13 protein-coding genes are annotated in these 13,365 nt (G+C 63.1%); 2 read left to right on the top strand and 11 right to left on the bottom strand.

Annotation, left to right across the window (positions count from 1 at the left end):
• From rpoB to MOV75_RS03220, 11 genes are all read right to left on the bottom strand, one after another.
• Positions 1 to 2,123 (bottom strand): DNA-directed RNA polymerase subunit beta (gene rpoB, locus MOV75_RS03170; RefSeq protein WP_247004856.1); only part of this gene is annotated, 2,123 nt, incomplete at its 3' end.
• A 481-nt stretch (positions 2,124 to 2,604) separates the two neighbouring features.
• The gene (gene rplL, locus MOV75_RS03175) at positions 2,605 to 2,982 is read right to left on the bottom strand and encodes a 50S ribosomal protein L7/L12 (protein WP_028152883.1); all 378 of its coding nucleotides are present in this window, start codon (positions 2,980 to 2,982) and stop codon (positions 2,605 to 2,607) included.
• A 54-nt stretch (positions 2,983 to 3,036) separates the two neighbouring features.
• Positions 3,037 to 3,555 (bottom strand): 50S ribosomal protein L10, encoded by a 519-nt coding sequence (gene rplJ, locus MOV75_RS03180; protein ID WP_246916917.1) that lies wholly within the window; start codon positions 3,553 to 3,555, stop codon positions 3,037 to 3,039.
• Between the two features lie 579 nt (positions 3,556 to 4,134).
• Positions 4,135 to 5,088 (bottom strand): 2-hydroxyacid dehydrogenase, encoded by a 954-nt coding sequence (locus tag MOV75_RS03185; RefSeq protein WP_246916919.1) that lies wholly within the window; start codon positions 5,086 to 5,088, stop codon positions 4,135 to 4,137.
• An 89-nt stretch (positions 5,089 to 5,177) separates the two neighbouring features.
• Positions 5,178 to 5,870: a 50S ribosomal protein L1 gene (gene rplA, locus MOV75_RS03190; RefSeq protein ID WP_014494487.1), complete on the bottom strand. Its 693-nt coding sequence runs from the start codon at positions 5,868 to 5,870 to the stop codon at positions 5,178 to 5,180.
• Between the two features lie 6 nt (positions 5,871 to 5,876).
• Positions 5,877 to 6,305 (bottom strand): 50S ribosomal protein L11, encoded by a 429-nt coding sequence (gene rplK / locus MOV75_RS03195; RefSeq protein ID WP_006611824.1) that lies wholly within the window; start codon positions 6,303 to 6,305, stop codon positions 5,877 to 5,879.
• Positions 6,306 to 6,446: 141 nt separating this feature from the next.
• Positions 6,447 to 7,001 carry a transcription termination/antitermination protein NusG gene (nusG, locus tag MOV75_RS03200; RefSeq protein ID WP_007602985.1) on the bottom strand — a complete coding sequence of 185 codons (555 nt, stop codon included), beginning with the start codon at positions 6,999 to 7,001 and terminating at the stop codon, positions 6,447 to 6,449.
• A complete protein-coding gene (gene secE, locus MOV75_RS03205; protein WP_007602984.1) occupies positions 7,001 to 7,192 on the bottom strand; it encodes a preprotein translocase subunit SecE in 192 nt (63 codons plus the stop codon). Before secE ends, nusG begins: the two co-directional genes overlap by 1 nt.
• Before the next feature lie 368 nt (positions 7,193 to 7,560).
• Positions 7,561 to 8,829: a class I SAM-dependent methyltransferase gene (locus MOV75_RS03210; RefSeq protein WP_246916922.1), complete on the bottom strand. Its 1,269-nt coding sequence runs from the start codon at positions 8,827 to 8,829 to the stop codon at positions 7,561 to 7,563.
• 85 nt (positions 8,830 to 8,914) lie between these two features.
• On the bottom strand, positions 8,915 to 9,934 hold the full coding sequence (locus MOV75_RS03215; protein ID WP_246916925.1) for a lysylphosphatidylglycerol synthase transmembrane domain-containing protein: 1,020 nt from the start codon (positions 9,932 to 9,934) through the stop codon (positions 8,915 to 8,917).
• 12 nt (positions 9,935 to 9,946) lie between these two features.
• Positions 9,947 to 10,534, bottom strand: coding sequence for an SIS domain-containing protein (locus MOV75_RS03220; RefSeq protein WP_246916927.1), 588 nt, complete (start codon positions 10,532 to 10,534; stop codon positions 9,947 to 9,949).
• 165 nt (positions 10,535 to 10,699) lie between these two features.
• Between MOV75_RS03220 and MOV75_RS03225 the strand changes: the two genes are divergently transcribed.
• Together MOV75_RS03225 and MOV75_RS03230 are read left to right on the top strand one after the other, a co-directional pair.
• Positions 10,700 to 11,716 carry an SDR family oxidoreductase gene (locus MOV75_RS03225; protein WP_246916930.1) on the top strand — a complete coding sequence of 339 codons (1,017 nt, stop codon included), beginning with the start codon at positions 10,700 to 10,702 and terminating at the stop codon, positions 11,714 to 11,716.
• Positions 11,717 to 11,799: 83 nt separating this feature from the next.
• Positions 11,800 to 13,365, top strand: coding sequence for a PfkB family carbohydrate kinase (locus MOV75_RS03230; RefSeq protein ID WP_247004859.1), 1,566 nt, complete (start codon positions 11,800 to 11,802; stop codon positions 13,363 to 13,365).

The raw sequence follows: 13,365 nt of genomic DNA on the forward strand, positions 1-13,365 counted from the left end.
AACGGCGCCTCGGCGCGAACCAGCGGCACCGCCTGGCGCTGCATGTTCGAGCCCATCAGCGCGCGGTTGGCGTCGTCGTTCTCGAGGAACGGGATCAGCGCCGCGGCGACCGAAACGAGCTGCTTCGGCGACACGTCCATGTAGTCGACCTTGTCAGGCGTCACCGGCAAAACTTCGCCGGCGTGACGGCAGACCACGAGGTCTTCGGTGAAGCGGCCCTTCGGGTCGAGCGGCACGTTGGCCTGCGCGACCGTGTAGCGGCCCTCTTCCATCGCCGAGAGATACACGACCTCGTCGGTGACGCGGCCGTCCTTGACCTTGCGGTACGGCGTCTCGACGAAGCCGTACTTGTTCACGCGCGCGAAGGTCGCGAGCGAGTTGATCAGGCCGATGTTCGGACCTTCCGGCGTCTCGATCGGGCAGATGCGGCCGTAATGCGTCGGATGCACGTCGCGCACCTCGAAGCCGGCGCGCTCGCGGGTCAGACCGCCCGGTCCAAGTGCCGACAGGCGGCGCTTGTGGGTGATCTCCGACAGCGGGTTGGTCTGGTCCATGAACTGCGAGAGCTGCGAGGAGCCGAAGAACTCGCGCACGGCGGCAGCCGCCGGCTTCGCGTTGATCAGGTCCTGCGGCATGACCGTGTCGATGTCGACCGAGGACATGCGCTCCTTGATCGCGCGCTCCATGCGCAGGAGGCCGATGCGGTACTGGTTCTCCATGAGCTCGCCGACCGAGCGCACACGGCGGTTGCCGAGATGGTCGATGTCGTCGATCTCGCCCTTGCCGTCGCGCAAATCCACCAGCGTCTTGATGACGGAGAGGATGTCTTCCTTGCGCAGCGTGCGCTGGGTGTCGGGCGCATCGAGGTCGAGGCGCATGTTCATCTTGACGCGGCCGACCGCGGAGAGGTCGTAGCGTTCGGCGTCGAAGAACAACGACTGGAACATGGCTTGCGCCGAATCCAGCGTCGGCGGCTCGCCCGGACGCATCACGCGGTAGATGTCGAACAGCGCATCCTCGCGCGTCATGTTCTTGTCCGCCGACAGCGTGTTGCGGATGTAGGGGCCGACATTGACGTGGTCGATGTCGAGCAGCGGCAGTTCCTTGTAGCCGTGCTCGTTGAGCCCCTTCATCAGCTTGTCGGTGATCTCCTCGCCGGCTTCAGCGTGGATCTCGCCGGTCTTCGGATTGACGAGGTCCTCGGCGACGTAATTGCCGACCAGCTCCTCATCGGACAAGCGCAGCGCCTTCAGCCCCTTCTCCTGGAGCTGGCGGGCGGCACGGACGGTGAGCTTCTTGCCGGCCTCGAGCACGACCTTGCCGGTATCGGCGTCGATCAGATCGTTGACGGTCGAGTAGCCGCGGAAACGGTTGGCGTCGAACGGAACGCGCCAGCCTTCCTTGGTCCGCTTGTAGAGGATCTTCTTGTAGAAGGTGCTGAGGATCGCCTCGCCGTCGAGGCCGAGGGCGAACATCAGCGAGGTCACCGGAATTTTGCGGCGACGGTCGATACGCGCATAGACGATGTCCTTGGCGTCGAACTCGATATCGAGCCAGGAGCCGCGATACGGGATGACGCGGGCGGCGAACAGCAGCTTGCCCGAGGAATGGGTCTTGCCCTTGTCGTGATCGAAGAACACGCCGGGCGACCGGTGCATCTGCGAGACGATGACGCGCTCGGTGCCGTTGACGATGAAGGTGCCGTTCATCGTCATGAGCGGGATATCGCCCATGTAGACGTCCTGCTCCTTGATGTCCTTGACCGACTTCGCACCGGTTTCCTCGTCGATATCGAACACGATGAGGCGCAGCGTCACCTTCAGGGGGGCCGCGAAGGTCATGCCGCGCTGGCGGCACTCGTCGACGTCATATTTCGGCTGCTCGAACTCGTAGCGGACGAATTCCAGCATCGAGGTGCCCGAGAAGTCGGAGATCGGGAACACCGAGCGGAACACCGCCTGCAGACCCTCGTCGAGACGGCCACCCTGGGGTTCGTCGACCATCAGGAACTGGTCATAGGACGCCTTCTGAACCTCGATGAGGTTCGGCATCTCGGCGACTTCCTTGATGTGTCCGAAAAACTTGCGAACGCGTTTGCGACCGGTGAATGTCTGCTGCGCCATCGTGGCCTCTCATTTCGTCGCCCGCACTGGGCGCGCCGTCCAGGACGCAGCTGCCGCCGCTCCCCGGGTTGAATTTTTCGAACCCGTCTTGAGGAACCGAAAATCCAGTTTCAGGCCGTCATGTCCTGAATCTGTTCTTCAGACCTTCAAAACGCAAAACGACGCGCGGGGCGCATAGGCACGCCCGCCCGTCACAACGATCGTCTTCACGGACTGCAAAAGCCCGAAATAGCTTGCTCTCCCAACGGCTTACAGGGAAATCACCCCTGCCCACCGCGCTTTCGTGCTGTCGAACCGATATGGGGCGACAATAGTGCAGATTCGAGGGGTAAACCCTCTAATCCCTACACTTTTTCGTGTTCGGCTCGCGTCGGGACGTTCCGTCGCACGCCTTTTGCATCTGGCCCACCCTCTTGAGGGGAGCCAAGATCCCGGGCGCCGCTTGATGCGCACCCGGGACCTCGTACCAGCAAGCTTGCGCTTACTTGAGCTCGACCTTCGCGCCAGCCTTCTCGAGCTGGACCTTGATCTTCTCGGCTTCGTCCTTGTTCACGCCTTCCTTGACAGGCTTCGGCGCGCCCTCGACGAGGTCCTTTGCTTCCTTCAGGCCCAGGCCGGTGATGGCGCGGACTTCCTTGATGACTTCGATCTTCTTGTCGCCGGCGGCGGCGAGAACGACCGTGAACTCGGTCTTCTCTTCAGCCGGAGCGGCAGCAGCGCCACCACCAGCCGGGCCGGCCACGGCGACAGCCGCGGCAGCCGAAACGCCCCACTTCTCTTCGAGGAGCTTCGCGAGTTCGGCAGCTTCGAGCACGGTGAGGCTCGAGAGGTCGTCAACGATCTTCTGCAGGTCAGCCATTGTTCAGTTTCCTTACGTATATGTCTGGTTCGGGTTTGAGTTTTGCGAAGGGCGTCAGGCCGCTTCGCCCTTTGAGGCATGAGCCTGGATGACGCGCGCGAGCTTGCCCGCGGGCGCGTTGGCGAGCTGAGCGATCTTGGTCGCCGGGGCCACAAGCAGGCCGACGATCTTTGCGCGCAGTTCGTCAAGCGACGGCAGCGAGGCAAGCGCCTTCACGCCGTCGACATTCAGGACGGTCTTCCCCATCGAGCCGCCGATGATGACGAACTTTTCGTTCGCCTTGGCGAATTCGATGGCGACCTTCGGCGCCGCTACCGGATCGTTCGAAGTGGCGATCACGGTCGGCCCCTTAAGCATGGGACCGATGGCAACGACGTCAGTGCCTTCAAGAGCAATTTTGGCGAGACGGTTCTTCGAGACCTTCACCGAGGCGCCAGCCTGCTTCATCTGCGTACGCAGCTTCTGCATCTGGGCAACGGTCAGGCCGGAATATTGGGCAACGACCGCGACGCTCGTGGTCTTGAAGACCCCATTGAGCTGTTCGACCGCTTCCTTTTTTGCCGCTCGTTCCACAGCAAGCTCTTTCCGGTTGGCGGTCATCGCGAGAAGCGGGACCGCCGGGTTGCACCCATCGTCCCACCCAAACCTGAACCTCGGGGCAAAACCCTGAGGACACGCCGGGCAAAACGACGATTCAAAGCCTGCCCTCCGGGAGCCCTAGGGCCCACGGCGTGTCGAGGTCCGAACCAGACCCGTTTCGCAAAGCCAGCCCTTAAAGCTGGATGCGAAGTGAAATCCGGTCTTCACCCGTCTATGCAGGCCATGCGATTAAGCCGTTGAGAAATCGAAATTCCCCGCGGGCGCCTGCAGTCTTGGACAGGACAAGGTCAGCCGGCGAACCGCCCGACCTCTGCCCACATTCCACCAACTGACGGGTTTTCCTTCCTTTTCGGGCAAATCCTCTCGGACGTCCTGAAAAGGAATGATCTCCTGTCGTGTCGGGTTTTGGAATGCGTGCACGAACGCGCCAGCCGAGGCCGGCACGTCCGGAGGCGGTTCTTTAACCGCTCCGGGCGTGCTTGCCAAGAGCAAAATTCACACCAGTTCCAATCTGTTGCCGCGGGCGCTTGACCCGGGCCGATAAGGACCGATTCAGGCCGATTTGACCGCATGGGGCAGCGGCCGGCCCGCGAAGAACGCGGTCAGGTTCGCCAGCACACAGTTCTGCATGGCAACGTGCGATTCGAGGGTGTGGCCGCCGATATGCGGGGCGAACACCACGCTGGGAAGCGCCGTCAGCGCATCGGGCGCGTGCGGTTCCTTCTCGTAGACGTCGAGGCCGGCGCCAGCGATGGTCTTGTCTGTGAGGGCCGCGACCAGGGCATTCTCGTCGATCACCGAGCCGCGGGAGATGTTGACGACGTAGCCGTCTACGCCCAGTCGCCTCAGGATGCCGGCATTGACGACATGCTGGGTCTCGGCCCCTGCCCGGACCGCAATCATCAGCACGCTGCACCAGTCGGCCAGTGCCTCCAGCGTTGGGAAGTATTGATAGGGCAGATCGTATTTGCTGCGGCTGAAATAGCCGACCTCGCTCTCGAAAGCGGCGCAGCGCGCCGCGATCTTGCGGCCGATCTCGCCCATGCCGTAGACGCCGATGCGGCGGCCGGGCATGCCGGCTTGCGGGCGCATCATCGGCGATTGCTTCGAGGCGGCCCAGTCGCCGCTGCGGACATATTGGTCAGCCACCAGGATCCGACGCGTCGTCGCCAGCATCAGGGTCATCGCGATATCGGCGACCGAGGCCGCATTGGCGCCGGGACTGTGGGCGACCGCGATATTGCGGCTGGCTGCCGCCTTCAGGTCGACACCGTCATAGCCGGTGCCGTAGCAAACGATGGCGCCGAGCTTTGGAAACAGGTCCATCCCCTCCGCACCGAGCGGCGAGCCGCCCGCCGTCAGCATCGCACGGACGTCGCCGAGTTCGTCGGCCGAAAACACCTCTGGCGCGGGCTTGCCGCCCGTGTCGAGCAATTCGAACCGTTCGGCGAACCGCGCCATCATCGACTTGGGAAAGCGCGAATAGATCAGGACCTTGTCAGCCATTGTTCTTGTTTCCGGTGAAAGCCCTCACAAACGACGAGGGGCGGAATCGGTTGCCCAATTCCGCCCCTCGCGTCATGCAATTTCCAGACTTAGCCGAGGATGGTGCCCGGCTCGACCTTCACGCCCGGGCCCATCGTCGAGGACACCGCAACGCGCTGGATGTAGGTGCCCTTGGAACCGGCGGGCTTGGCCTTGGAGACAGCATCGGCCAGAGCCTTGATGTTCTCGACCAGCTTCTCCTCGGAGAACGAGGCCTTGCCGACACCGGCCTGCAGAATGCCGGCCTTCTCGACACGGAACTCGACCGAGCCGCCCTTGGCACCCTTCACCGCACCGGTGACGTCCATGGTGACGGTGCCGATCTTCGGGTTCGGCATCAGGCCGCGCGGGCCGAGCACCTTACCGAGACGGCCGACCAGCGGCATCATGTCGGGGGTGGCGATGCAGCGGTCGAAATCGATCGAGCCGTTCTGCACCTTCTCGACCAGGTCTTCGGCGCCGACGACGTCGGCACCCGCAGCCTTGGCCTCATCAGCCTTGGCGCCACGGGCGAACACGCCGACGCGGAGCGTACGGCCGGTGCCGTTCGGCAGGGTCACGACACCACGGACCATCTGGTCGGCGTGACGCGGATCGACGCCGAGATTGATCGCGACCTCGATGGTCTCGTCGAACTTCGCCTTCGCGCGTTCCTTGACCATCTTGATGGCGTCCGCGAGCGGATAAAGCTTTTCGCGGTCAACACCTTCGCGGGCTTTGTTCAAACGCTTTCCGATTGCCATGACCGCTTACCCCGCCACTTCCAGACCCATCGAACGGGCAGAGCCCTCGACCATCTTCATGGCCGATTCGATCGAGTCGCAATTCAGATCCTTCATCTTCTTCTCGGCGATCTCGCGCACCTGCGCCTTGGTCACCTTGCCGGCCTTGTCGCGGCCCGGCGCCTTCGAGCCGGACTGGATCTTGGCGGCCTGCTTGAGGAAGAACGACATCGGAGGCGTCTTCATCTCGAACGTGAACGAACGATCGGCGTAGATCGTGATCACGACGGGAATCGGGGTGTTCTTCTCTTCCTTCTGGGTCTGCGCGTTGAACGCCTTGCAGAACTCCATGATGTTGAGACCGCGCTGACCGAGCGCGGGACCGATCGGGGGCGAAGGATTCGCCGCACCGGCCGGGACCTGAAGCTTCAGGTATCCGGTCACTTTCTTTGCCATGTATCACTCCTGTTGTGCCGGCATGTCGCCGGCGGTTTCAGGTTCGTGGTCGGGATCAACAGGCGGCTGGCAACCGCCCTCGTCCTCCCACGGCCTCTCTTCTCCCTCGCCCCGCTCTTGCGGGGAGAGGGAGACAAACGGTCAGACCTTCTCGACCTGACCGAATTCCAGTTCGACCGGCGTGGCCCGGCCGAAGATCGACACCGCGACCTTCACGCGCGAGCGCGCCTCGTCGATTTCCTCGACGACACCCGAGAACGAGGCGAACGGGCCATCGGCCACGCGCACGTTCTCGCCAATCTCGAACGACACCGACGCCTTCGGCCGTTCCACGCCCTCCTGCACCTGGTGCAGGATACGCATGGCTTCGGCCTCCGAGATCGGCATCGGCTTGTTTTCGGCGCCGAGGAAGCCGGTGACCTTCGGCGTGTTCTTGATCAGATGAAACGCCTCGTCGGTCAGCTTCATCTTCACCAGCACGTAGCCCGGGAAGAACTTGCGTTCGGCGTCGATCTTGCGGCCGCGGCGCACTTCCGTGACCTTCTCGGTCGGAACCAGCACCAGCTCGAACAGCTCCTCGAGCCCGCGCTGCTTGGCCTGCTCGCGGATCGATTCGGCGACCTTCTTCTCGAAGTTCGAATAGGCGTGGACGATGTACCAGCGCTTGTCAGACAGTTGAGCGGTTGCTGTTGCCATCAGTGAATGCCCAGAAGGAAGGTGATGAGGACCCGGATGATCTGGTCGGCGGCGAAGAAGAAGATCGAGGCCACGGCGACCATGACGAACACCATGATGGTGGTGATCGTGGTCTCGCGGCGGGTTGGCCAGGTGACCTTGGCCGTCTCCGAGCGTACTTCCTGCAAGAACTTGAACGGGCTGACTGCCATCGTTTTGATGTCCAACGTCCGTCGACAGACGCGAATGAATTTCAGGGATCCGAACAGCCGCCGTTGGCCCAGCCCTCTGTCTCGAAGGATGAGCCGGAAACCGGGCTCGATTGTTCGGGGATTTCAAAGCCGCGCCGGAGATCCGCGTCTAACGGGCCGGCTGCGAGTGCGGGGTATCTACTGCGGATAGGACCAAAGGTCAAGATATAGGGGACTCGCCTCGACGAGCCGCCCTTCCCGGGCGTCAGAGCAGAGCCCAGGCGAATCAAGAACTTATCTGCCCACCCTCGCAAGGCCTGACCGCAGCTTCCGGCCGGTTCCTTCAGAACGCTCCAATGGAGCGCTCGCCTCTTCGGCGCCTCGCGCGGTCAGTCCGCCCGGTCGACCATCGAAGTGCCCGGCAGCGGCACCACGAACTTTCCGCCTTCGGCGAAATAGCGGGCGTGCTTGGCCCGGATCGGGTCGACATAGCGCCAGGCGAAAACGACGACGAATGCCGGCTTGCGCTCGTAAAGGGCGGCGGGCGGCAGGATCGGGATGTCATAACCCGGGCCGGCCATCACGTTCCCCTTCTTGGGGTCGTCGTCCACCAGGAAGTCGATCTTGTTCTCCAGGCCGAACTGCGGCAGCAGGGTCGTGGTGCCGACCGAGACGCCGTAGCCGGCAACGAGCTGCCCGCGCGCATGGGCGGCATCAGCCATCGCGACCAACTCGTCGCGGATGGCGGCGATCCGCTTCACGTAGGGTGCATAATAGGCCGGCTGATCGACGCCGAGCCGTTCCTCCTCGGCAACGAAGCGCGCGACCTCGGCCGACGGTTTCTTGGCGCCGCCGGCACGCTGCACGGTCACGCGGATCGAGCCACCCTTGGTCCAGATGTGCTGGACGTCGATCAGCTCCATGCCGAGCCGGGCAAAGAAACGGATCAGCGGCTTGATGTTAAAATACGACAGATGCTCGTGATAGACGGTGTCGAGCAGGTTCTTCTCGGTGACGTCGACGCCGTATTGCGTTTCGAAGACGAACAACCCGTCCGGCGCCAGCACGTCGCGAACCCCGATCACCAGTGGGTCGAGATTGTCGACATTGGCGATCATGTTGTTGGCGATCACGACGCTCGCCGCACCGTGGCTCTGCAGGATGCGGTGACCGATGGCATCGGTGAAGAAATCGCCGATGGTCTCGATCCCCGCCTCCGTCGCGCGCCGCGCGATGTCGACGGCGGGATCGACGCCCAGCACCCGCATACCGCGCTCTTTGAAGAACCCGAGCAACGATCCGTCGTTGCTGCCGAGCTCGACGACCAGCGAGCCCGGCGTAATACCAAAGCGGCTGACGACGTCGTTGGCATAGCCAGCAAAATGCTCGCGCAGGCCGAGCGAGAGCGAGGTGGTGTAGACGTAGTTGCGGTACTGGATCTCCGGATTGCCGACATGGAGGATCTGCAGATGACCGCAATCCCGGCACAGATGCAGCGCCATCGGCACCGCGGCCCGGAACACGGGATCGTCGACGCTGGCGTCCGGGACCTGGAAGTTCGGCGTGCCGATGGGCATGCCTGCCATCGGGACGACCAGCTCTTGCTTGTCCGAATGACAGAGGCGGCAGGTATGGCGGACGTAGAACAGATTTTTCATCGTGGAACCGAAAAATGAGATGCGCGGGCGGGTGAGGCAATCCCACCCTGTGAAAACCAGACCTGCAGCAACGAGCTGAAAAGGGTCATGGGTGGCTCGAGACTTCCTTGCCCAGCCCGTCGTAGCTGGGGCCTTCCTCCGCCGCCTTGGCAGCCTTGTCCGCGGAATACGAGCCGCGCTCCGGGCTTGCCAGCCAGATCGCGCCGCCGACGAGCCCGATGATCACGCTGATGGCGCCCAGCAGGAGCGACACCGACAGCGCTTCCTCGGAAGGCACGCCCGCCAGACCGAGGCAGGCGACCATCGCTCCCTCACGAACGCCCCAGCCGCTGATCGAGATCGGGACGGCCGTCAACAGCACCACCGGCGGAATCAGGACGACGGCGTCCAGCACCGAGAGCTGCGCTCCGACACCGCGCGCCAAGGCGTAGCAGGCCGCCGCGGTCACGAGATGGATGAGGAGCGCCGATCCGAACAGCAGAGCGCGGCGCTCGGACTGCAGGAGAAGAAACCTGACAAGCGTTCCGAACCGGACGAAGCTTGCGATCGCCGGATGCGCAATGAGGCGCCTGGGCAGACGGTCGAGCGTCAACAGCACCACGGTGCCGGCGACGCCTGCCAGCGTCAGCCCGCCGATGGCCAGGATCGCGGCCTGATTGGACACGCGCGATAGCAGCAACGGCAATCCGGCCACCATCAGCACGATCAGCCCGATCAATGCCGTGAAACGGTCGGCCGCAACGCCCTTGACCGCCTCCGGCCACTGCACGCCACGCTGGCGCAGCAGCCACATCCGCACCGCGTCCCCGCCGACCGACGACGGCAACACCTGATTGAACCAGAGGCTGATCATGAGGATCCGCCAGCCCGCGAGCCAGTCCAGCGACACGCCGAGCGCGCGCATGATCAGCTCCCACCGGCCGTTGAGCACGAAGGTCTGGAAGAAGATCAGCGCCAGTGCGAGGACGAACAGGAAAGGATCGACCGAGACGAGATGGCTGCGCAACCGTTGCAGGTCGAGACCGCGCGCGATGTAGACCAGCACGGCGATCGACAGCAGCAGCTTTACCGAAAACAGGGCCGCCTGTTTGAACCGCGACTGCATCGGATGCCCGCCTCAGGATGCCGGATATTCCGCGCGACCGATGACGAGGTCGATCGCGGCCATCATCCAGAACTGGTGCGTGGTCTCGACAATGTTGTAGCTGCGGCTGTCGACCCAGAAATTGACGTCGCCGAGATTGCGCAGCGGATTGTCCACATTCATGCCCGACAGCCCGATCACGTCGAGCTTCATCGTCCGCGCCTGCGCAACCGCATTGAGGATGTTCTTCGAGCGTCCCGACGAGCTGATCGCGACGAGGCAGTCGCCGGCACGTGCGTTCAACCGCACGGCGTGCGCGATCCAATCCTCGAACCCGTAGTCGTTGGCAAGGCACGACATCATGCTCGCGTCGCTGAAGCAGAGCGCAGGCACCGATGCGTTCTTCGCAAGATCAATCGCCAGATGCGAGGCGATGCCGGCCGAGCCGCCATTACCGATGAAGATGACGCGGCCGCCCTGCTCGCGCGTGCGCAACCAGATGGTGCGGGTGGCGGAGATCCCGGCAAAAACGCCATCGTCAATCGCCGTCGCGCGATGGAGGCGCCCCACATAATCGTCGAGGAAAGCCTTGTGATCGGGATCGACGGACTCGACAGGCATGGGCTGGCGGCTCGGCTGCAACATGACGCCCTGATACCGGCTATTACTAGGGATTGCAAAGGTATAATGCTTGCAAAGTTGGCGAGCGGCTGATAGTCGGCTTTCGAGTTTCCCTTAACATTGGCGGGCCTGTTTCGCTGGGCATTCGCGTCACGGATGTTCCCCATGAAATGCATTGTCACCGGTGGCGCAGGTTTCATCGGAAGTCACCTCGTCGATCGCCTCCTCGATGATGGCCATGAGGTCATCGCGCTCGATAATTTTGTGATCGGCCGCCCCGAAAATCTGGCTTCGCGGGCCAATTCGAGCCAGTTGAAGGTCGTGCGGGCGGATGTCACCGACCTGGAATCGATCAAGCCGTATTTCCAGGGGATCGACTGGGTCTTCCACCTCGCGGCGCTGGCCGACATCGTTCCCTCGATCGAGTCCCCGATCCCGTATCATCGCGCCAATGTCGACGGCACGGTCAACGTTCTCGAGGCGGCACGGCATGCGGGCGCCAAGCGCTTCGTCTACGCCGCATCGTCATCCTGCTACGGCATTCCCGACGTCTATCCGACGCCCGAGAGCGCCGAGATCCGGCCGATGTATCCCTACGCCCTTACCAAGAATCTCGGCGAGCAGTGCGTCATGCACTGGTGCCAGGTCTATAAGCTGCCCGCGGTCGCGCTCCGCCTGTTCAACGTGTATGGGCCGCGCCATCGCACCACGGGCACCTACGGTGCCGTATTCGGCGTGTTCATGGCGCAGAAGCTTGCCGGCAAGCCCTTCACGGTGGTCGGCGACGGCGAGCAGACGCGCGACTTCACCTTCGTCAGCGACGTCGCCGACGCCTTCGTGACCGCCGCGCGCTCCGATATTTCGCACGAGATATTCAACGTTGGCTCGGACAACACCTACAGCGTCAACCGGCTGGTCGAGCTTCTCGGCGGCGACAAGGTGCACATCCCCAAGCGTCCGGGCGAACCCGACTGCACCTACGCCGACATCACCAAGATCAAACGGGTCCTGAACTGGACGCCGAAGGTGAAATTCGAGGACGGCGTTGCGACGATGCTGAAATCGATGGATCAGTACAAGGACGCGCCCCTCTGGACGGTCGACAAGATTGCCGACGCCACCAAGGACTGGTTCAAATATCTCGGTGACGACAATGGCTCGCCGCAGAAGGCAAGCTCTTGAACAGGTTCGCGGGATATCGTTGCTGCGAGTCGATCAATTTCGGGCCGGCCATCTGAGACCTGCCGGCGCTTTGGGTAATTCACATGGGTAATGCTCCGACAGACAAGCCGAACGGCCATCCGGCACCGCACGAGAAGATCAAGACGATCGAGGACCTCGGCGCGGTTGCACGCGCCGCGCAGGCAAAGGGCCAGACCGTCGCGTTGTGCCACGGCGTGTTCGATCTGGTGCATCTCGGCCACGTCCGGCACATCCTGGCGGCGCGCAACGAGGCCGACGTGGTCATCGTGACAATCACCGCCGACCATTTCGTCAACAAGGGCCCGGGGCGGCCGATCTTTCCGGAGAACATGCGCGCCGAGATGCTGGCCGCGCTCGGCACGGTCGACTGGGTCGGCATCAACCGGACGTCCAGCGCCGAGCCGGTCCTCGATACCGTGCGCCCCGACATCTACGTGAAGGGCTCGGATTACGAAAACCCCGAGGATGACGTCACCGGCAAGATCGCCACCGAGCGCGAGGCCGTCGAACGTCACGGCGGGCGAGTCGTCTTCACGCGCGACGTGACCTTCAGCTCGTCGTCGCTGCTGAACCGCTACTTCGACATCTACGATCCGCCCCTGCGCGACTACCTCCAGAAGGTGCGCGAAGGCGGCGGCGCCGAACGCCTGCTGAAGCTGATCGACAAGATCCAGGACATGCACGTCGTGCTGGTCGGCGATACCATCATCGACGAATACCAGTACGTCACGGCGCTCGGGAAGGCTTCAAAGGAGAACATCGTCGCTACGCTGTTCAAGAATGGCGAGCAATTTGCCGGCGGCGTCATTGCCGCGGCCAATCACGTGGCGAGCTTCTGCAAGTCGGTGGAGATCGTCACGACGCTGGGTGGCAACGACTACCCCGAAGAATTCATTCGCGCGCATGTCCGCCCGAATGTCACGCTCACGCCGATCCGCATTCAGGGCCGCCCGACGACGCGCAAATTGCGGTACGTCGAGCTGGGCTATCTGCACAAGCTGTTCGAAGTCTACACCATGGACGACACGCCACTGGACGAGACCGCGCGCAAGGAGATCGACAGGGTCACCGCGGAACGCGTGCGCGGCGCGGACGTGGTCATCGTCACCGATTTCGGTCACGGCATGATCGCATCCAGCACGATCGACACGTTGATCGCGAATTCCAAATTCCTGGCGGTCAACGCCCAGAGCAACAGCGGCAACCACGGCTACAATCTGATCACGAAGTATCCGCGGGCCGACTACGTCTGCATCGACGCGCCGGAAGCGCGCCTGGCCGCGACCGACAAATTCAACGACATCGCGTCGGTGATCGAGGACGGCCTGCACGGCAAGATCGATTGCGACAACATGATCATCACGCACGGCTCCTTCGGCTGCTACCCCTTCTCGTCGAAGACCGGCGTCGCGCGCGTGCCTGCTTTCACCAAGACCGTGGTGGACACGGTCGGCGCCGGCGATGCCTTCCTGACGATTACGGCGCCGCTGGTGGCGGCCGGCGGCAATATCGAGGACGTCGCCTTCATCGGTAACGCGGCAGGCGCGATCAAGGTCGGCATCGTCGGTCACCGCAGCTCGGTCGAAAAGGCGCCGCTGGTCAAATTCGTCACCGCCTTGTTGAAGTGA

It is taken from the genome of Bradyrhizobium sp. PRIMUS42 (assembly GCF_023006515.1).
Taxonomy (GTDB): Bacteria; Pseudomonadota; Alphaproteobacteria; order Rhizobiales; family Xanthobacteraceae; genus Bradyrhizobium.